Origin of the sequence: Xylanibacter brevis ATCC 19188, assembly GCF_000621725.1 — a bacterium.
In the GTDB taxonomy this organism is placed as follows: domain Bacteria; phylum Bacteroidota; class Bacteroidia; order Bacteroidales; family Bacteroidaceae; genus Prevotella; species Prevotella brevis.
The window spans coordinates 1-19883 of sequence record NZ_JHXM01000021.1 but is presented as its reverse complement, the minus strand read 5'-3'; the positions used below and the strand labels follow the sequence as shown (position 1 = coordinate 19883).

Annotated in this window: 16 protein-coding genes and 1 tRNA gene; 8 read left to right on the top strand and 9 right to left on the bottom strand. The window is 45.6% G+C overall.

Annotated elements, in window-relative coordinates; all coding sequences use genetic code 11:
- Nucleotides 1–2 precede the first annotated feature (2 nt).
- The 8 genes from hisB to T433_RS0111065 all read left to right on the top strand — a co-directional run bounded on the left by hisB (nucleotide 3) and on the right by T433_RS0111065 (nucleotide 7710).
- Nucleotides 3–1070, top strand: coding sequence for a bifunctional histidinol-phosphatase/imidazoleglycerol-phosphate dehydratase HisB (gene hisB, locus T433_RS0111100; RefSeq protein ID WP_027455850.1), 1068 nt, complete (start codon nucleotides 3–5; stop codon nucleotides 1068–1070).
- Nucleotides 1071–1156: 86 nt separating this feature from the next.
- Nucleotides 1157–1426, top strand: coding sequence for a hypothetical protein (locus T433_RS0111095; protein ID WP_027449639.1), 270 nt, complete (start codon nucleotides 1157–1159; stop codon nucleotides 1424–1426).
- 24 nt (nucleotides 1427–1450) lie between these two features.
- A complete protein-coding gene (locus tag T433_RS0111090; RefSeq protein ID WP_027455849.1) occupies nucleotides 1451–2005 on the top strand; it encodes a 1-acyl-sn-glycerol-3-phosphate acyltransferase in 555 nt (184 codons plus the stop codon).
- Nucleotides 1998–4574: a golvesin C-terminal-like domain-containing protein gene (locus T433_RS0111085; RefSeq protein ID WP_027455848.1), complete on the top strand. Its 2577-nt coding sequence runs from the start codon at nucleotides 1998–2000 to the stop codon at nucleotides 4572–4574. The genes T433_RS0111090 and T433_RS0111085 overlap by 8 nt, the downstream gene beginning before the upstream one ends.
- Nucleotides 4575–4584: 10 nt before the next feature.
- A complete protein-coding gene (locus T433_RS0111080) occupies nucleotides 4585–4905 on the top strand; it encodes a hypothetical protein (protein WP_027449636.1) in 321 nt (106 codons plus the stop codon).
- The gene (locus T433_RS15255) at nucleotides 4886–6841 is read left to right on the top strand and encodes a YgiQ family radical SAM protein (protein WP_044109781.1); all 1956 of its coding nucleotides are present in this window, start codon (nucleotides 4886–4888) and stop codon (nucleotides 6839–6841) included. Before T433_RS0111080 ends, T433_RS15255 begins: the two co-directional genes overlap by 20 nt.
- Nucleotides 6765–7562, top strand: a complete 798-nt coding sequence (locus tag T433_RS0111070) for a hypothetical protein (protein WP_027455847.1) — start codon at nucleotides 6765–6767, stop codon at nucleotides 7560–7562. The genes T433_RS15255 and T433_RS0111070 overlap by 77 nt, the downstream gene beginning before the upstream one ends.
- Nucleotides 7563–7636: 74 nt before the next feature.
- Nucleotides 7637–7710 (top strand) — tRNA-Arg (locus T433_RS0111065).
- A 106-nt stretch (nucleotides 7711–7816) separates the two neighbouring features.
- Here T433_RS0111065 and T433_RS0111060 read toward each other — a convergent pair.
- The 9 genes from T433_RS0111060 to T433_RS0111020 all read right to left on the bottom strand — a co-directional run bounded on the left by T433_RS0111060 (nucleotide 7817) and on the right by T433_RS0111020 (nucleotide 19397).
- Nucleotides 7817–8236: a hypothetical protein gene (locus T433_RS0111060; protein ID WP_044109804.1), complete on the bottom strand. Its 420-nt coding sequence runs from the start codon at nucleotides 8234–8236 to the stop codon at nucleotides 7817–7819.
- Between the two features lie 181 nt (nucleotides 8237–8417).
- Entirely contained in the window at nucleotides 8418–10952 is a 2535-nt protein-coding gene (locus tag T433_RS0111055; RefSeq protein WP_081778472.1) for a BT4734/BF3469 family protein, read from the bottom strand.
- Between the two features lie 17 nt (nucleotides 10953–10969).
- Entirely contained in the window at nucleotides 10970–11305 is a 336-nt protein-coding gene (locus tag T433_RS0111050) for a hypothetical protein (RefSeq protein ID WP_027455844.1), read from the bottom strand.
- 493 nt (nucleotides 11306–11798) lie between these two features.
- A complete protein-coding gene (locus T433_RS0111045; RefSeq protein ID WP_027449630.1) occupies nucleotides 11799–12086 on the bottom strand; it encodes a hypothetical protein in 288 nt (95 codons plus the stop codon).
- Between the two features lie 13 nt (nucleotides 12087–12099).
- Nucleotides 12100–12555, bottom strand: coding sequence for a phage antirepressor KilAC domain-containing protein (locus T433_RS0111040; protein ID WP_027455843.1), 456 nt, complete (start codon nucleotides 12553–12555; stop codon nucleotides 12100–12102).
- Nucleotides 12556–12765: 210 nt separating this feature from the next.
- The gene (locus tag T433_RS15975; RefSeq protein WP_081778471.1) at nucleotides 12766–13617 is read right to left on the bottom strand and encodes a LexA family protein; all 852 of its coding nucleotides are present in this window, start codon (nucleotides 13615–13617) and stop codon (nucleotides 12766–12768) included.
- A 286-nt stretch (nucleotides 13618–13903) separates the two neighbouring features.
- Entirely contained in the window at nucleotides 13904–14911 is a 1008-nt protein-coding gene (locus T433_RS0111030) for a Fic family protein (RefSeq protein WP_155808486.1), read from the bottom strand.
- A gap of 406 nt (nucleotides 14912–15317) precedes the next feature.
- Nucleotides 15318–16286, bottom strand: coding sequence for an AbiH family protein (locus T433_RS0111025; RefSeq protein WP_027455841.1), 969 nt, complete (start codon nucleotides 16284–16286; stop codon nucleotides 15318–15320).
- 12 nt (nucleotides 16287–16298) lie between these two features.
- Nucleotides 16299–19397 carry a type ISP restriction/modification enzyme gene (locus T433_RS0111020; RefSeq protein WP_027455840.1) on the bottom strand — a complete coding sequence of 1033 codons (3099 nt, stop codon included), beginning with the start codon at nucleotides 19395–19397 and terminating at the stop codon, nucleotides 16299–16301.
- Between the last annotated feature and the right edge of the window lie 486 nt (nucleotides 19398–19883).

Genomic DNA, 19883 nt, shown 5'->3' with positions numbered 1-19883 from the left:
CGATGAAAAAAATATTATTTATTGATCGTGACGGAACACTTGTAGAAGAACCATTCGACGAACAGGTTGACGCACTTGATAAAATCACATTCAAACCAGGCGTTTTCAGATGGTTAGGTTTTTTGAAAGAGAGGACTGACTTTCTCTTTGTAATGGTCAGCAATCAGGATGGTCTCGGCACCAAATCCTTTCCCGAAGACACCTTCTGGCCTGCGCATAACTTCATACTCAACACGCTGAAAGGCGAAGGCATTGAGTTCGATGACATTCTGATTGACTCCCACTTCCCCGAAGACAATGCTCCCACAAGAAAGCCCGAGATTGGACTCGTAAAAAAATATATAGAATCAGGTGAATATGACATAGCCAATAGCTATGTGATTGGCGATAGAGAGACCGATGCGCAGTTTGCACGCAACATTGGTTGCAAGTCACTTATTCTAACTGATGATATGACTTGGAAACAAATTGCAGAAAATATATTTGACGGAGAGCGCATTGCCAATGTCAAGAGAGCCACCAAAGAGACCGATATAGACGTCAGTGTGGCGCTTGACGGAACAGGAAAATGCGACATCAATACAGGTCTTGGCTTCTTTGACCACATGCTGGAACAGATCGGCAAACACGGAATGATTGACCTGAAAATACGTTGTAATGGTGACCTGAACGTTGACGAACATCACACCATCGAAGACACCGCTCTGGCTCTGGGACAATGCATCCACAACGCCCTAGGCACAAAAAGAGGAATTGAGCGCTATGGCTTTGCCCTGCCTATGGACGACTGCAATGCCCATGTGTGTCTCGACTTTGGAGGTCGTCCCTGGCTGGTTTGGGAAGCAGAGTTCAAACGCGAGAAGATTGGAGACATGCCTACCGAGATGTTCTTCCATTTCTTCAAGAGCCTCTCGGATGCCGCCCATATGAATCTGTATATTCATGCAGAGGGCACCAATGAGCATCACAAGATTGAAGGCATCTTCAAAGCATTGGCAAGAGCGCTACGACAGGCCGTAAGGAGAGATATCTACAATTATCAGCTTCCATCAACGAAGGGCATGTTGTAGTCGGCCAATTGTTAATTTTACAATAAAAGCTTGGAGGTTTCAAATATAATTCGTATCTTTGGCGTGAAAATCAATAAATCACGACTATGGCAAACAAAAGAACTTTAAAACGCGCAATCAACATGATCTGCGAAGAAATCTTTGCAGAGGCTATTGCTGCTTCACTTTACGGAAATCAAGTAAACGACGATAATGCTGAGGGGCTGCTATATGCCATCATCAAGATGCAAAGCGACTTTGTAAGTCGTATTTCTCACCCCGAGCCAGGATTAACGCCCAAGGCCTATTACAAAAAACTTAGAGAGGATTTTACATCGCAAGCAAGCGAGATTATTGATCAAATTAATAATCTCTAAAGAAACAGAACACAGAATATTTCAATGTTAAAACGATTTTGTAATTGGTTACTTTGCCAAAAGCTAGGATGGACCATCGAAGTAACCGAGGAACACCCCAAGAAGTTTATCATTTGCTTGGCACCTCACACTAGCAACTGGGACTTCTTCTACGGACAGCTATATAATAAAGCGATAGGTTTGAATAGCAATTTCATGATGAAGAAAGAATGGTTCTTTTGGCCATTAGGATCGCTATTCAAGAAGATGGGAGGCATCCCTGTTTACAGACAAAAGCACACCAGTATGACTGACTCTATTGCCGAGTCAGCTAAAGCTGCTGACTCTTTCCGACTTTGCATCACGCCCGAGGGTACTCGCTCTCGTGTGGAAGAATGGAAGAAAGGATTCTATTTCATCGCTCTAAAGGCAGGCATCCCCATTCTTCTTTATGGATTAGACTATGAGAAGAAGATCATCAGATGCACTAAGACCATCATCCCTTCAGGAGACCTAGAGAAGGACATGCGGGAAATCAAACTATACTTCAAGGATTTCAAAGGAAAGAATCCGGAAAACTTTACCATCGGCAATGTATAAACGAGTTCTTATAGCACTCTGCACCATCATATCATTACCCATAGCTGCGCAGACATCATGGAAAAAGATCCATCATGAAGGCGAGCCATGGGTAAAAAACATTTCAAGGCCACATATTGCCGAAAAAGGATTAGAAGGCCATCATCTTTCAGTATGGGCTAGCCACGGACGATACTTCGACAGCAATGAAGGCAAATGGAGATGGCAGCGCCCTTCGTTGTTTTGCACCAACGAGGACCTTTTCACACAAACCATTGTAGTACCCTACCTCATCCCAATGCTTGAGAATGCTGGTGCTGTGGTGTTTACACCACGCGAACGCGACTGGCAGAAGAATGAGGTAATTGTGGATAACGACGACCATACATCTATGGTGGCCTATCGCGAGAAGAATCTCAAAGAAAGTTGGACTGAGGCACCCGAGCGTGGTTTTGCACAACATGCTGGTGCCTACAGAGACAACGAGAATCCTTTCGTTGCAGGTACGGCGCGAATGGCTAAGACGACGCACAACAGAAATAATCAAAGTGTAGTATATTACACGCCTCAGATTCCTGAAGATGGACAATATGCCGTTTACATCAGCTATCAGACAGTACCAGAGAGTGTTGACGATGCCTGCTATCTTGTTTGTCACAAAGGCCAAACCACTGAGTTCAGGGTGAATCAACAGATGGGTGGAAGCACGTGGGTTTATCTGGGTACCTTCGAATTTGAAAAAGGTAATAGCGAACGCAATCATATTGCTGTAACCAACTTAAGCCGCCACAAAGGTGTGGTTACTACAGATGCCGTCAGATTTGGTGGCGGCATGGGCAATATTCAGCGCGGCAATCAGGTCAGTGGTCTTCCCAGGTGTTTAGAAGGTGCACGTTACTATGCTCAGTGGGCTGGTATGCCCTATCGGGTGTATAGCACACGACAAGGCAGCAACGACTATGCTGACGACATTAATACACGCTCGCTGACCACCAACCTGCTGGCCGGTGGATCATGCTACGCCCCCGACTCTGCAGGCAGAAAAGTACCTATTGAATTGTCTTTGGCCGTCCATAGTGATGCCGGCCACACATCCAATGGATTAGGAATATATGGTACACTCAGCATCTGTACCACGCATCACGGTGACAGTCTTTTGGCAACAGGTATGAGTAGAACAGCTTCCTACGAGTTGGCGTCAGCCTTGCTCAACAACACCACAGAAGATCTGCAATACCGCTACGGCCAGTGGTCTAAGCGCAAACTCTATGACAGGAACTACTCAGAGACACGTTTACCGATTGTCCCAAGTTCCATTATTGAGACTCTATCGCATCAGAATTTTGGCGATATGAGATATGGACATGATCCTGATTTCAAGTTTGCGCTTGCTCGTTCTATCTATAAAACCATCCTTAAGTACGTCACTTCGCATCATGCAAGCGACTATATCGTGGAGCCTCTTGCTCCCGACAATTTCCATATTGAATTTACCAACAAAGCGGGCGAAGTACGAATTAGCTGGCAAGGCATCATCGACGGACAGGAACCAAGTTCAAAACCTACTGGCTATATCCTTTACATAGCACAAGAGAACAACGGTTTTGACAATGGAACACCACTAAAAGGTACATCATGCACGGTGCGATTGACGCCAGGCATCTTGTATCATTTTAAAGTTGTAGCGACAAACGAGGGTGGATGTAGTTTCCCCACTGAGACACTTTCTGCCATATATCAAAAAGATGCCACCTACAAGGCACTTATAGTCAATGGCTTTCATCGTCTGTCCTCACCAGCCATCAGTAGCACGGGTCTGGGTTTTGATATGGAGTTAGACCCTGGCATCACTTATGGGAAAACAGCCGGATGGTTGGGACGTCAGAGAGTGTTCGATCCTGACAAAATTGGTATTGAAGACTCTACAGGACTCGGTTTCAGCGGTGAAGAACTGGCCGGACAGATTATTGCAGGAAACGATTTCAACTACGTCTGCACTCATGCTGAGGCACTGAGACATGACGGTAGATTCAATATTGTCAGTTGCTCATCACAAGCTGTAGAAAACGGTAGCGTGAAGCTGGATCAATATCAGGTTGTGGACCTGGTGCTTGGACTTGAGAAGGACGATGGACACAGTCTGGTATATTACAAGACACTGCGTCCAACGATGCAGTCGGCTCTGAGAAAGTACACCTATCACGGCGGAAACCTCTTGGTAAGTGGTGCTTTCGTGGGTAGTGACCAAGCCACAGACGATGAGAAGTTGCTACTTTCACAACTGCTGAAATGCGAGGCTTCTGGGGTCAACACATCTTCGGCTGCAGTGCGTGGTTTAGGACTTCATTTCGATTTCTATAAGTCTCTCAACGAACTTCACTATGCAGCTCCGCATACTGATGTGCTACAGCCCACTTCTTCCATGTCTTTTCCTGCTATGGTTTACGAGCACGATGAGTCGAGCGCTGCCGTGGCCTATAATGGTCCCGACTACCACGCATTCACCATGGGATTCCCCTTTGAGTGCATCACAGATCCATTGGTTCGTGCAAGAATAATGAAAGGAATTATGTCTTTTCTCATCAAATAAATCTATGATTATGAACAAAATACAAGCTAACGCTTCTGGTACAAGAAGTATTGAGGTGACCGAACAACATTTGGCCACAATAGAACAGTATCAATTATTGCGTGACCTCATTGATTCTAATGGTTACGTTGATGAACAGGTCCTGGACAAGTTGCGACTCAACATTCGTTCACTCCTCGAATCAAGTGCCGGCGAAGATAGCAAAGCGCTACTCGACTTATGCCTGGATGTGATTTATCATCCCAACATGAAAGCCATAGGATTGCAGAATCTTCTCAACCTATATATAGATTGGAAAAAGAAACAAGTGAATGAGCCTACAGCTGACTGATTTTCTGCCTACTACCAAAAAAGAACTTGAGCTAAGAGGATGGGATGAAGTGGACGTCATTTTGTTCTCTGGTGATGCTTATGTAGATCACCCTTCGTTCGGAGCTGCTGTGATTGGGCGTACACTCGAAGCTGCTGGTTATAAAGTTGCCATTGTGCCACAACCCGACTGGCATGGTGATTATCGCGACTTCAAGAAACTGGGACGCCCTCGCTTATTCTTTGGTATATCGCCTGGTTGCATGGACTCTATGGTCAACAAATATACCGCAGCCAGACGACTCAGATCTGAAGATGCCTACTCGCCTGACGGACGTCACGACATGCGTCCAGAGTATCCAACTATCGTCTATTCAAAGATCCTGAAGGAGATCTATCCAGACGTTCCCGTGGTTCTTGGTGGCATCGAAGCCTCGCTTCGTCGTCTCACCCACTACGACTACTGGCAGGATTCGCTACGCAAGTGCATTCTGTGCGACTCTGGTGGTGACATTATTATATATGGTATGGGTGAGAAGCCCATCGTTGAACTAGCACAACGATTAGAACAGGGACAAAGCATTCAGGACATCAAAGACATACCTCAGACCGTATATCTAACAGATAAGCAGCATATAGAAGGAGGTGTACAGGACTCGGACATCATACTGAACTCGCACGAGGAATGTTTGAGAAACAAACGTGCCGAAGCAGAAAACTACAAGCACATCGAAGAGCAGTCAAACATGATGCATGCTCAACGTCTGATTCAGCAGGTGGGCAACAAATACGTTGTGGTTAATCCGCCCTATCCGCCCATGACCACGGGCGAGATAGATGCGTCTTTCGACCTTCCTTACACGCGCCAGCCCCATCCTAAGTACAAAGGAAAGCGTATTCCAGCCTTCGAGATGATTAAGTTCAGCGTCAACATTCATCGTGGATGTTTCGGTGGCTGCGCCTTCTGCACCATATCGGCTCATCAAGGAAAGTTTATAGCCTGCCGTTCAAAAGAGAGCATTCTGAAAGAAGTGAAACAGGTTTGTCAACAACCCGACTTCAAAGGCTATCTCAGCGATTTAGGTGGACCCTCGGCCAATATGTACGGAATGCATGGACGAAACATCAAGGCCTGTGAGAAATGCAAGCGTCCCAGTTGCATTCATCCGCAGATATGCCCCAACCTGGACACCAATCATTCAAAACTGATTGACATATACAAGTCTGTAGATGCCCTGCCGGGAATCAAGAAAAGCTTCATAGGCAGTGGCGTTCGCTACGACTTGCTGCTGCACAGAAGTAAGGATGAAGAAGCCAACCGATCAACTCAGGAGTACACACGTGAATTGATTTGCAATCATGTGAGCGGACGTCTGAAAGTGGCTCCAGAACACACCAGCGACCGGGTGCTCTATCTCATGCGCAAACCATCATTCCGCCAGTTTGAAGACTTTAAGCGCATCTTCGACAGGATCAATAAAGAAGGCAACCTCCGCCAGCAGATCATCCCTTATTTCATTAGTTCTCATCCTGGTTGTCACGAGGAAGACATGGCTGAACTTGCTGTTCTCACCAAGAAACTTGATTTTCAGTTGGAACAAGTGCAAGACTTTACCCCTACGCCCATGACCATAGCCACAGAGACTTGGTACACGGGATACGATCCTTACACGTTGGAACCTGTATTCTCGGCAAAGACACCTAAGGAGAAAATGGCACAACGTCAATACTTCTTTTGGTACAAACCTGAGGAGCGTAGAGGCATTGAGCAAAGTCTGAGACGAATAGGTCGCACAGACCTCATTGCCAAGTTGTTCCCCAACACTGGAGGTTACAAGCCGGCAACCTATCACGACTTCAACAGAACAACATCAACTTATCATGACAATAACAGAACAGGCCATCGTAGCGAAAAGCCCAAAGAAGAAAAGCGAGGACGGCATCGTCGTAACAGATGATTTTGTAGCCGTTATCGATGGCTCTACCTCGAAGACCACACGACGCTATAGTCTTTTCAACTCCAACGGACGCTATGCCATGAAACTGATTGCCAGCTATATTGGCAAGATGAAGAAAGATTGTAGCTGTCATGAGTTTTGTCTGGGCGTGTCACATTATCTGTTCAAGCACTACAAGAAATCTGAGGTGGACCGTCTCATAGAGCATCCCGAAGAAAGACTGACGGCAAGCGTCATCATTTACAGTCGGCTTCGACGTGAAATATGGATGGTGGGCGACTGCCAGTGTCTGGTAAACGGCACGTTCTACGACAATCCCAAGCCATACGAGCAAGAACTTGCCGAGCAGAGAGCACAAATCATCAAGACGAGCGAAAAGTCCCATGCCGACTTCCTTCGCGAAGATACGGCAAGACAACAAATCATCCCACACATGCTCCAGACGATGAAGAATCAGAACATCACTTATGCTGTGGTCGATGGTTTCCGCATTCCCGAAGACAAAGTCAGAATCATCACACTCGACTTTACCCCATGGGAAATTGTGCTGGCCTCGGATGGCTATCCGTTTCTCTGCCCCACCCTGGAAGAATCAGAAGCCAAGCTGGCAAAACAGAAAGAAACAGACCCGCTAAACATTGGTGAATTCAAGGCCACAAAAGCATTCATGGAGGGCAACAACTCCTTTGACGACCGCTCATACATCAGATTTAGTGTGTAAAATTTGGCTGTTTCATAAAATATTGTTACCTTTGCACCCGCAAAATCTGGTAGTATGCCATTGATTGCAATGATGGTTCCGTAGCTCAGCTGGATAGAGCAACAGCCTTCTAAGCTGTGGGTCTTGGGTTCGAGTCCCAACGGAATCACGAAGAGAGAGACATTTATTGTCTCTCTCTCTTCGTTTAATCTGTTTTTTTATCCAGCATCTCCAGCAGTAAACTCACCACCTCCGAAATGCATAAACTGGCTGGGTCACTCCATCCTCATCTCCCACCCCTGCAACACGGCGAAGGTGTCTAGTGTGGCATCGCTACCATTCTCCTGCATCGCCATCGCGAGACCTAAGGCTATCCAGCGTCCCGGCTTGTCGCTCGGTATGCCCAGAGGCTCGTTGGGGTCTATGCCCGTGAGTCTCGACACATTGCGGATATACGCCTCCGTATTGTTCTCGCCTGGCGGCGCCCACCGCCTGATAATGTTTCGGATGGTAAACAGCCGATACGTGTGGTAGTACGTACGTGTGAGCAGCACGAAGGCTGCGCGCCAGCCATACGCCATTGTTTCAAACTGACAGAACGCAGTGTCTGTCTGCTGGGCTCTCAAGCCCTGCCACTTATCCTTAGAACGGCGAATGTTCAAAGGATTATTATTTCTGATTCCTCTTGGTAACATAATCTTCAATTTTTCCGCTCGGCTTCGCCGCTTGGCTCTGCCAAGAATTCTTCAATTTTTCAATTCTTCAATTTTTCAATTCTTCAATTTTTCCGCTCGGCTTCGCCGCTTGGCTCTGCCAAGAATTCTTCAATTTTTCAATTCTTCAATTCTTCAATTTTTCAATTCTTCAATTCTTCACCTAACTCATGATTTCCTTGACGACCTTCTTGTATTTGCCCTGCTTCACGCGCTCTACGAATCCATGTTTAAGCCAACGCTGACATTGCTTATGCGCTGCATCTTTTTCAATGTCAAGCACGACCATCACATCATTAATTAAGAATGTCTCGGGCAAATCTCTGTAGGCATCGGCATTCCTCGAATTCTTTCTGCGTGGCACAAACTCGCGGGCTGCGTTGTCCCATGAGTCCTGCAGCATCTGCCCGAAGAAATGGTCTTGGAAATAGATCACGGCATCATAGATAAGCGTGGAGAACCTCAGGTCGTCGTCGCTGATATCGAGCTGTCCCGTCTTCTTATACTGCTCATACTGCCGACCAATGATGCGGGGCACGGTGAGCCAGGTGGCATAGAACACGGCACGCTTTCTCAGATAGTCCAGCACGTGGTCATCGGCAGCCTCTGCCTCCTGTGCCGATAGCTCGCAGAGCTCATACACATGGTCGGTGAGACGTTCCAGAGGCAATTCGCCATGTAGCTGTTCGAAGCGGAAGCCCCATTGTTTCAGTGCCTCGTTAGCCTGCCAGTCCACCATCTTTTTCTTCACCATCTGATAGCGCGCCACCTCCATTTGGAAGATTGCCACACGCGAGCAAAGACCATCGTTGATGTTACGCATGGTGAACTTCTTGTAGAGCGATATCTGGGTACCCGTGGTGACGCTGTTCCAATACACAGGCAGGATGTCGTTGATTGAGTCGCCATTGGCATAGTCCACACCCGAGAGCTCATTATGGAAAGCCTTCAGCTCTAGGTCGTGCTTGCCTATCCATGCGCCTCCGCTCTGTGCCGAGATGGAAGAGTCGAGCTCTGAGTCAAACATATAAAGATGCATGGGCAGCACCTCGCCATCCACCACCTCCTTGGCCCTCTTCAGGCGTCGGAAGAAGATGTTGTTAGAAGTCTTCGTGGGCAGATAGCGTATCATACCCTCAGGCTCCACCAGTGCGTCCTGCTTCTGCGCTTTCGAGCTGGTGCCACGCTTCTTCTGTTCCTGCTTGTAGCGCGTCTCCTGCGCACGCACCTCCTCGTCCTGCGCCCTCATGGCACACATAATCTGGTCGTCCAGGTCCTTGGCAAAGCTCTTTCCGCTGGCGGGGTCACCAATAATCAATACCTGCGGGTTCATCCTTTGGCGCGCCCCGTTGAAGTGCTTATACCAGCAACGCGTCATCAGCGTACAGTACATGGCCCCCGAGGCCATCACCGCCCCCAGCCAGTTGTGTCTGCTCACTCCCTTGCAGGCTTCCGCATAAGGGGCGCAAAGGAGAGGTTCCAGCCGCGCAGCGAACTGTTCGTAAGGCACCTCAACAGCTCCCACAGGCTTTGCAGCTGCCTCGGACTTGCCTGCATGAATACCCACACTTTCAAGCACCCCTTGCATCCTCTTGGGGATGTCCTTGTATAGTTTTCGCTCACAAGCCGTATGAGCAATGTCGGTGACTTCCTTGTCGCCTCGCTCGCGGATGACGTCCTGCACAAATCCACACAGTCTAAGCACTCTGTCGACCATTTCAGGCTGGTTGTCGCAGATATACCTAAGGTCGAGAGCCAGCTGCAACATTGTTCGGTGGCGATCTCCCGAGGCAGGGGCTCCACCTTGCGCGGCCTGCCACGCTTCGCAGATTTTGGCGTATTCAACGCCATGATAGAGGTATCCTCCTTCTCCTTCCGACTGAAGGCGGTTGTCTGATTCTTTTCGTGTTTCATCTTTTTTAGTTATCTCTTTTATTTCTTCGAAACTGTGTGTTTTCTTTGTAGGCTCTGTATGACCACTACGATAAGCCTCGCTAAAGGTTTTGTCAAACGCCTCATTATAATAGTTCAGTAGTTCCTGTTCATTAAGGAAATACACATCCTCTCGCATGGGAGCATAAGAGATTCTCGATGCATCTATACAACTGGCATCTGCCTTCACGCCCAGCGCCTGTGCCAGCTCTATCTGGTTGTCGGCAATGTTGCCTACCTCCACCCTAGCCTTACACACCAGTCTGAGTCCCTTTCCCGACGAGGTCTTATGTGCCATCACCACATCCCACGGGAAGCCTTCCACCTGTGTACGTTCAAAGATCTCATGCGGGTTGTCCACATGGTCCACGTCAAACATAAACAGTCCGCTCAGGCGAATGCCAGCCAGCACCCTGCGTTTCATCTTGCGCGTGGGGTCTTTCTTCAGCGGGGTCTCGTCAAAGTCGCGGGCACCGAATATCAGAGGTGGCAAACTCTCCTTCAGTGCCGTAGCCCATCGTGCCAGCTTATCCTCGCTGCTCAGCGCCATGAAAGCCTCGCCCGTTTTCTTCTTTCCCGCCTCTTTCAGGCAGAACTTCTGAAAGTCCGAGTCCTTTGCCCATTGCTCGATGGCTCCTGGCTGTCTGACGCTACGTATCGTCCTTATCTTCCACTTCACCCTTGGCGAGTCTAGCACCTCGTTGAGCTTTTCCAAAGTGCCTGGCACCGCTGGGGAAACATATTGATTATCTTGTATGCAAAACATAATTATTCTTTTCTACATTAACAAAATTCGATGATTTCCCTATCTATCAGCACATCCTTTGCCTGCTGGTTCCCTCTATCCATCTGCGCCATGATGCGTGGCGTGCCCACTCGCTTCTGGAACGCCTCGCGCCGTATGATGAGCGTCTTCGTCTCCTTCAGCCATCCGTTCTCCAGCTCTGCAATGGTCTTGTAGCTCGGCACATAGCCCGTTGTTCTCGACTTCCTTGCGTAGGCGGTGAAAGCCTTTTCGCCGGTCTTTTCGTCAAAGTGCAGCGAACCCTGCACATACTCGCCCTTCTTCATGCGGGCAATAACACTATCGTTCAGTTTGATTTTAATGATAACTTCCATTTCTTTTGAGTTGATTTTAAGCGAGAAGAAGTTTCGGATTCTTTGGCCATTTACTCGAGAATATCCTCCTCACTTCAACTCAAAGGTTTATTGTTAAAAAGCCTGCTTCGCAGGGAAGCTATAGCTCGACGGCCGACAGGGGAAGTCAAATTTTTCAACCTGTGCGGTTGTTTCCTTAGCTTGAACCTTGCGCAGCCCCTCCCCTCCCATGTAGGGGAGGGGTTGGGGGTGGGGTCAGTGTTGTTCTAACTGCCAATGGAGATACAGACCCCACCCCTACCCCTCCCCTTGAAGGGAGGGGAGCTTGTGAGCTTAGCCTGCTTCGCAGGGAAATTTTTCAAAATTGAAAACAAAATTTTTCATTTTAATTTCTTCCTCGCAAATAGAAAAAATAATCCTGTTTAATTTTGGACCAAATTTTATATAATTTCCCGCCGTAGGCGGCCTCCAATCGCGGAGGAAGAAACCTTCCCGCCGTAGGCGGTTCGATAATCTAAAGTGCTTGCAGGTCTGTGATATAAAACATGTTTTCGTGGCGTTCCTGGTTCTCACCCCATGTGCGATGCTTCCAGTACCCCTTCACCACGTAAGGCTGATTCTGAAAATACTCCGTGTCACGGTTCTTCGATGCCAGGTCGCCCGTCATCTCCCCGTAGAAAGTGTCACCACCATGTTTCATCACCACACCACGACTACGATAATACTCCGGCGTGCCGTCCTGTCGTGTGTACTGGCGCTCAGCGTATGCGCCCACCGCTTGAATCAATACAAGTTTTTCCATTTTTTGTTGTTTTTTAGTTGTTGAACTTCTTGGCATTTCTGCCTTTTCCTATGATTAAAATTCTGATGTACTCCTGCCCCTTCTCAGTCCAGACAGGGAAGCGTGTCTCAACGAGGTTGCCCCACTTGTTGTACCGAAAGTGACTCCGAGTCTTAGCATATCCAAGCCCCGCATAACGTTTGCCGAGCTTCAGTTCGTAAGTTGTTCGCTCACGAAAGAGGAACCCCACGTCTATCAGATAGTGGTGTAGATCCAGGGCAGAGATCCCCATCTCCCTAGCCAAGTCGCTGGAGAGCATACAGTTCTCAGTGCCCGCATTGCGTTTCTGCTGCAGCTCGCGTATATATTCCTGCGCCTGCCGCATCATCATCATTTCTTCCTGCGTCATTTTTTCCTTTATATTTTTATTAGAATGTACGTGTGTGTAGGTGTGCGTATGTACCTGCGTATGCGTTGTAAATGTAAACATGTCAAAGACCGCTTGTCGTTGTTTGACATTGCAAAGATAGGCACAAAAAAACGGCGATGGAAGTAATCTTCCATCGCCGACTAGTTTGTGAGAGTTTCTTGCGCAGTTTTGCCTTTATTTGAGAGTTTTCGCCAAAAAAGAGCTAATTTTTTGAGAGTTTTGAGAGTTTTTTGAGAGTTTTGAGAGTTTTTTGAGAGTTTTTTGAGAGTTTTATTTAGAGAGTAGTAATTCTTTTGTCTGACGAGCAATTTTCTCATAGGTTATGAATCGTTGCCCCTTCACAGGTGCATTGTCCATCGTCCATAGCTTCACAGGTTTAGCAAAACTCTGTACAGCCATTCTCTGTATCTCTACCCTTGCAGGCAGATGCTCATGGTTGGGCACCTCCTTGCGCAACCTGTCGATAAAGCCATCGAAATCGTCTTTTCCCAGAACATTACAATCCACCATTACCCTAAACACAGCATACCACAATCGGGCCACCGTGATTTGCGGTGCAATCTCACGCATGGCATAGCCAACCCTTGCCTCGCTGACCTCGTACACAGGCTCCATAGCTCTCATAGCCATCCTCACCGCCTTGGCACAAAGTCTGGAGGGTACCCGTGGTGCCTTCTTCACAATTTCCTTCACCTTGCCACACAACTTCACCCGCTTGCTGCCATCCAGCAGCACGGGCTTATAGCTTTCGTTCTGTGGCACCAGCCACGTCCTTCCCTCCTCGTCCTCATAGTAAGTCTTCAGCGTGTACTCCCCTTCTATACATGCCAGCACAATGTCGCCATCGAAAGGATAGTCTATACCTACCACCTTCACCACGTCGCCCGTGGCAATGCCCACATCTTTCATCGACTCGCCCTTCACCGTCACCATGAATTCCGGCTTGATGGACAGCAGTTCCTTCGGCATGAGCACCGACTCCATAAAGTCCCCTGTGCATTGCGCAGGTTCGCCACAAGGCACCTCCGCGTCATAGAGAGGCACCTCCGTGTCGCACAGCATAGGTCTCAACCCCTTGTCCTGCATATCGCGGAACAAGGCCCTAAGTTCTTCAGTTGTCATTTTCTAGTTTAATTAATTTAGTTATACCTTTTCTCTTTTTACCTATTCTTTATATATAATCCGCTCGATCTTCGCAGAGGGTGCGGAACTTGACTTTTGATGGTAAACAATAACACGATAAGTGCGATTGTCTGCATATAGCGATGAGTTATGTCGGGGACTGTCCCTCTGGCACCCTAAATATAGACTAATATAATTCGCAAATGTATGAAAACGCAATCTTGAATAGTTGGTATAAGTCCTAATTCATTTGGCGAATCAAGTACCTGTCCCTTGATTCATTGCTTCAAATATTAACTTTCCAATAACCCGTTTTGTTACTGCCTACACGAACTATCAGCCCCAAGGATTTCAGTACGGAGATATGCTTATATATCTGTCTCTCCTTTAATCCTAACTGTTCGCAGAGAGCGTTGACCGTTGCTTTTGGATTCTGGTGGATAATGTCAAACACATCCCACGTAGGCTTTGAAACCTCAGGAAATTTATCCTGCATTTTATCCTGCATTTTATCCTGTACTTCCGACTCCTCTTCAACCTCGTAACTATCCATCGCATTAAGCAGACAGCGCAGCATAAACTCTACAAACAGTGTACTTTCGCCTACCTGATCGCTTTTTTGAATCACGCTGTAATACTCTTGCTGATGTTCTTTGACTATTGTCTCTACGGGGAGCCATGCAAAGAGCCCTTTCCAACGAGACAACAACATGGTTTGCCAATAGCGTCCCATACGTCCGTTACCATCAACAAAGGGATGGATGAACTCAAACTCATAATGGAATACGCACGAACAAACCAGCGGATGAACATCTGTCTTTTTTACCCATTCAAAGAGGTCGCCCATCAACTGTGGCACGCGCTCAGCAGGAGGAGCCATATGCAGACAGTTACCTTTTCCATCAAACACGCCCACCCCTTCTTGTCTGTAATGTCCAGAATTGCGCACCAAGTCTTTCATCATCAGCTCATGAGCCCGCAACAGGTCCTTCTCTTTGAAGGCATCCAACTCTGACATCAGGCGATATGCCTCGACAGCATTTTTCACTTCCTGAATCTCGTCAGGAGCACCTAGCACTCGCTTGCCATCAATAATATCTGTCATCTGTTTAATCGACAAGCTGTTATGCTCTATTGCCAGCGACGAATGGATGGTCTTTATCTGGTTTTTCTTGCGTAGTTGTGGAGAAGGAATATTATCTCCAAGACGGGTCATAATACTTCCTACCTGTTCTGATATCTCGCCTATCAGACGTATAATCTCAGACGTTATTTTATATGGTGGCGTATACATATTTCCTATAGGTCTTCGAATGATTTATTCAAATTGTCTATTCAAAAACTTGTCGAAGAATCGGCGGGACGAATCGGCGGGACAGGTTCCTGATTCTTTCTACCAATGCTCACGACGATTCGGTGTGAGCTGGTAGCCTCCGTCTTGAGAGAATTCTTTTTCGTGTTGCAGTTCGATGAGAATCCGAAGAACTCTGGCTCTTTTTCCTAAATCTTTCAGAGTGCGAAATTACAAAAAATCCCTTACACTCCCAAATTTATCTCAAATGAATTAGCGATTCACATCGCATTTTCTATAAATATCGATAATATAATTCGCAAATTTATGAAAACACTATCTTGAATAGTTGGTATAAGTCCTAATTCATTTGGCGATCAAGTACCTGTCCCGGTGATTCCATATTTTATTATTCTGTTTCTTGGCGAGTTTGATGTTGTAATCTAAAAAGCAAGTCTTTCCATTTTTCGTTTTCATCGTGGTCGCCATTATATATCTTGGACGAATGAATAAATGTAAAAGAAAAAAGATTATTGTACAAATCTGTTACAGAGACACCTTGGTTCCTTATATTATCTTTAATATCTCGTTCTGATTTTTCATTCAATGTAATTATTGTCAAATCTTTAGGAACCTCGTATGAAGAACTTACTTTCTTAAAAAAATCCCTAAAATAACAAAAATCCATTTCGTTTATAGAGTGACCAAAGAATATAATTTCTCTAGCCTCATTCAAACTTAGATTAATGTGATTTGTATGGTTTAGTTTATTATACTTATACATAAAAGAAAGCCGTCGGTTTAGCTCTTCATTTTCACCAACATCACAACCAATAATAATGTCGTTATCTCGCAAACTTCCGTGTATATGTTCTCGAGTAATATGGAATAAGTTTATTGGTTGTGGCACATTCCCAATTATAGATTCAGGCGTAGTATAATTGAAGGAAAAATCTGTTATGAACACAGGACATTGAGGGAGTTGCCATAAAAGCTGATATGCCAATCTGGTTTTATCTGCCTTAAAATCCTTTGTGACGCGCAATAGATAATTTTGAAAGGCTTGTGTTAACCCCTCGTATTCCATTTGAATCTTATTAGCCTGTTTTTTTGATACTGAAGAATGCTTTTTTATAAATTGATGTATTTCTTCTTCAACATCAAACCAATTAGGCTTTATTGAGTTATTTAGGTGACATAAAAGAGATGTCCCCTTTCTCCATCTGTTGAATCGAGTTATACCGAATGTAACTAATAGTTTCTTCCACTCATCACTAATAGCAAATTCAGAGAAAGAAGATGGTAATCCTAAATCTCTATCAAAACCGTTCCCTGTGACAAGGGCAATTGTGGTTTTTCGTAAGTTCCAATCTGTCATTTCCTTGTATTACTAACTCAACAACTCGTCAATTTCCTTCATCATTCTCTCTGTCTGCTGAAGCACGTAGATGATTCGCTGGTAGTGCTTCACATCCTCGAAGCTCAGGGTCAAACCCTTGCGGTCTTTGAGCCACTTCTGAGCGGGCTGGTAGCCACCAATGTAGAAGTTCCAAGCTGATTCAGACACCCCCTCGAAGAATTGTTCGCTGTTGATATAAATGCGATTCTTCTCCCAGCGATAGCAGTCCACTTGTAGGGAGCCACCAACGGGGAATGATACGCCAGTCGAATGAGGCAAATCTTCCATAAGGTGCAACTGTCGCAGTTCTTCGCCCTTTTCCACTAAGTCGCGGTACTTTTCCCAATCAGTAGGATAAGGTATGCGTGGGAAGTCTATCTTCAGGAATTCCTTGTAGCGTTCGCGATAGCTGGGCGAATGAAGCACAGCATAGTTGTAATCAAAGAGGTCTTTAGGATAGAGAACGCCATTGTATTCTGATGTAGGATCAATCAAGATGTTGTCATCATAGCATGGGAGATAGTTCAACCCCTTGGCAATGTTATCATACAATTCCTTGTTGAAATTGACGATGCACTCTTCTTTCCCCATATTCTCTTTGTAGATGTATAGTGGGAATACATATCCTCTTTCCTTTGTTTTTGAGGAAACGCGACAGTCATCAACAATACCATCTGCAACAGACACATGAAGCCATTCGTTTCCTGCTAATTGCCTACATGTCAGAATAGCAATGTTAGGCTTTTTCATATGACGCATTGTCGATTCTCTTGGGCGTTCTATTTTTTGTACATCATAGTAGATGTATCTATCGTCAAATGGCCTATAATTATATCTTTCAACAAACGATTTATCTGCATTTCCATATGCCTCGTTTACTTTCTTCAAGAGGTTATTTTCATTTATGTCAACAAGGACAGAATCATTTGCAGTTACAACAGAAACAGAACTAATTTTAAACAGCTCGTCAATTTTGAAACCTTTATCATATTCTTCTTGTAACTCGAAATCTTTCGGCACAAAGAAATACATTGGTTCTTTTGGTTTCAGCTCCTTATATCCTACGTTTTCAATTGTAGCTTCGTCAAGAAAATCATACTTGTTCTGACGTAAGCCATACATATCCTTATGGTACACCTTTCCAAGTTCATCCTTTGATTTCTTACCTGTCTTAACAAACAGGTTGATGCTTACGCCCTGCATAATGTCAAATACGTTTTCGTCTTTGCTACCATCAGGACAAGTTTCTTTCTTCTTGCTGTTGCCGTGTAGGTCAATGGTGAAGATCTTGTCGAAAGTTTTCAGCAGATTCCAACGCATACCTCTAAACGTTGGATTGTCGAGATAACCATGAGGATTGATAAAGCCTATGATGCCTTCACCATTCTTCTCTATATAGTCTTGAGCCAGACGTATGAATTTAACATAGTCGTCATTCAGCCATTTGGGGTTTCGCTCGTTCAGTTGAGACTTTCCCCCAGGCTCTTTTTTGTAACTCTCCATCAATGACATAATCCACTTCCCCTTATTTTGGCTTTCGCCACTATATGGCGGATTACCTATCATCACCATTACAGGATAGTCACGTTTGATAACATTGGCCTCCGTTGCCTCACGGCTCAGCCATTGGGCGAAAAGGGTGCGAGGCTCATTATTACTCTCTTCGAGCGAGTTGGTCAAATAGACATGCAGACGTTTATCTGTTTGGTGCTGATAGCCCGTTTCGCCAAGAAGCATATCAAGTTTGATGTGAGCTACAGCATAAGATGCCATTAGAATTTCAAAGCCATTCAAGCGAGGCAACAGATGCTGCTCCACATACTGTTGCCAAATGCCTTGATTGTCGCGATAGCGGTCATATATCTGGTTTACCACTTCCGCAAGAAATGTACCAGTACCTGTAGCTGGGTCAAGTATTTGTACACGATGGAATTTACGCTTCTCATGCTTCATGCCATCTGTGGTTCGCCTGTCGCGACTTTGCTCCACAGCCACCTCACGTTCTATCATCGAGTAGTCTGCTAATCCTTCTGGTAGACCAAACTCCTTCTGAAGTATTTCGTCCACAGCCCTGACGATGAAGCCAACGACTGGTTGTGGCGTGTACCATACACCCTTTGACTTGCGTAGCTTAGGATTGTACTCTGAAAGGAAGTCCTCGTAGAAATGAATCATGGGATCATGGTGTAGCTTGTCACGGCTATAGCTTGCCATAATCTTCTGCAGGTTAGTGGCCTGAAAGACAGTCACTAAGTCATCTACAACCCATGCAATACGCTCATCAAGGTCGTTGCCTGCCAAGTTGTTAAATATCTGACGTAGGAAAGGATTGGTCTTTGGAATCAAACGAGCAGCCTCTTCACGACTAAAATCCTCTGGTGTATCATCGTGTAGGCGAGCGGCAAACATACCATAGGCAATGGTTTGGGCATATATATCAGCAAAATCCTCAGGTTTTAGTTCCTGAATAAGTACATCCTTGAATGCCTGATATTGTCCTCGAAGATTATCGTTCTCATAGCTATGAGTCTCATCATTCATGGCAGTCTCAATGATATTAGCCAACAGACGAGCCTTTCCTGCCATTAGCTTTGCCAGACGAGGAGCTGAAGTAATGCGTTGAATGGCAGAAGCCCCCAAGTGCTGAATCATTCCGATAAACTTATCTTCTGCATCAGCTATACCTACAATTTTGTCGCCCTTTGTCTCTGCTATCCTCACACTATCCACGAACTCACCATGTTCATATAAATGGAAGTCCAAATAGTCGGTGAAGATAATGTAGTCAAGCGCCTGCTTGTAACGATCGAACTGCTCCTTGTGCCCGTTCTTATTGCGTCCGTCAAGGTCGTTGTCGTTCACGTCTTTTGCCTCTACGAAGAACACAGGCAGATGGTCTTTCTCTCTTTGTATGATATAGTCAGGCGCACCACACTCAAAATGCGCTGGTTCATTAGTCACCACCATCTTTGGCAATAAGCTCTGTAACAGGTCTTTCAGCGCAGGGCGATAGGAATGTTCACGAGCAATACCTGTACGGTACTGCTTGTTCAGTTCGTCGATATATAGTTTCAGGCTTTCTGTCTTCATATATTCAATTTCTTGTTGCTTTTATTGTTTAATGTGATGACAAGGGACTGGCACCTGCCATTTTCAGGCTAAAAAGGGGAAATTAATAATATTGATTGACGAACGAAGCGAAGTCGCTATACTACATAACGAAAATTGGGGGATGGAGGTATAACCCTCTCAAAGCCAATGTATTATGTATAAGAAATTGCGCCTTCATGCTTGGTCTTTAGTTTAATTGATGCAAAGATAGCTATAAAAACCTACACCACCAAATTTTTTAATTCGTTTATTTTCGAAACGGACGAACGGACGACGGACGAACGGACGTTTTCCCAATATTTTTTAGCAAAGGAGGAGATAATAGATAATATCTATAATTATATATATTATTATTCATATTATTATATATATTATAATATATATAATAATATGCTTTTCTTATATTATTTTTGAAAACACCAAAACGTCCGTTCGTCCGTCGTCCGTTCGTCCGTTTTGAGGTGT

What these genes read in the sequence shown, in the direction of transcription:
- T433_RS0111085 (WP_027455848.1), top strand. Translation starts at nt 1,998, where the DNA reads ATGTATAAACGAGTTCTTATAGCACTCTGCACCATCATATCATTACCC.
- hisB (WP_027455850.1), top strand. Translation starts at nt 3, where the DNA reads ATGAAAAAAATATTATTTATTGATCGTGACGGAACACTTGTAGAAGAA.
- T433_RS0111070 (WP_027455847.1), top strand. Translation starts at nt 6,765, where the DNA reads ATGACAATAACAGAACAGGCCATCGTAGCGAAAAGCCCAAAGAAGAAA.
- T433_RS0111040 (WP_027455843.1), bottom strand. Translation starts at nt 12,555, where the DNA reads ATGTTTACATTTACAACGCATACGCAGGTACATACGCACACCTACACA.
- T433_RS0111055 (WP_081778472.1), bottom strand. Translation starts at nt 10,952, where the DNA reads ATGTTTTGCATACAAGATAATCAATATGTTTCCCCAGCGGTGCCAGGC.
- T433_RS0111020 (WP_027455840.1), bottom strand. Translation starts at nt 19,397, where the DNA reads ATGAAGACAGAAAGCCTGAAACTATATATCGACGAACTGAACAAGCAG.
- T433_RS0111045 (WP_027449630.1), bottom strand. Translation starts at nt 12,086, where the DNA reads ATGGAAAAACTTGTATTGATTCAAGCGGTGGGCGCATACGCTGAGCGC.
- T433_RS15255 (WP_044109781.1), top strand. Translation starts at nt 4,886, where the DNA reads ATGAGCCTACAGCTGACTGATTTTCTGCCTACTACCAAAAAAGAACTT.
- T433_RS0111095 (WP_027449639.1), top strand. Translation starts at nt 1,157, where the DNA reads ATGGCAAACAAAAGAACTTTAAAACGCGCAATCAACATGATCTGCGAA.
- T433_RS0111090 (WP_027455849.1), top strand. Translation starts at nt 1,451, where the DNA reads ATGTTAAAACGATTTTGTAATTGGTTACTTTGCCAAAAGCTAGGATGG.
- T433_RS0111025 (WP_027455841.1), bottom strand. Translation starts at nt 16,286, where the DNA reads ATGACAGATTGGAACTTACGAAAAACCACAATTGCCCTTGTCACAGGG.
- T433_RS0111080 (WP_027449636.1), top strand. Translation starts at nt 4,585, where the DNA reads ATGAACAAAATACAAGCTAACGCTTCTGGTACAAGAAGTATTGAGGTG.
- T433_RS0111050 (WP_027455844.1), bottom strand. Translation starts at nt 11,305, where the DNA reads ATGGAAGTTATCATTAAAATCAAACTGAACGATAGTGTTATTGCCCGC.
- T433_RS15975 (WP_081778471.1), bottom strand. Translation starts at nt 13,617, where the DNA reads ATGACAACTGAAGAACTTAGGGCCTTGTTCCGCGATATGCAGGACAAG.
- T433_RS0111060 (WP_044109804.1), bottom strand. Translation starts at nt 8,236, where the DNA reads ATGTTACCAAGAGGAATCAGAAATAATAATCCTTTGAACATTCGCCGT.
- T433_RS0111030 (WP_155808486.1), bottom strand. Translation starts at nt 14,911, where the DNA reads ATGTATACGCCACCATATAAAATAACGTCTGAGATTATACGTCTGATA.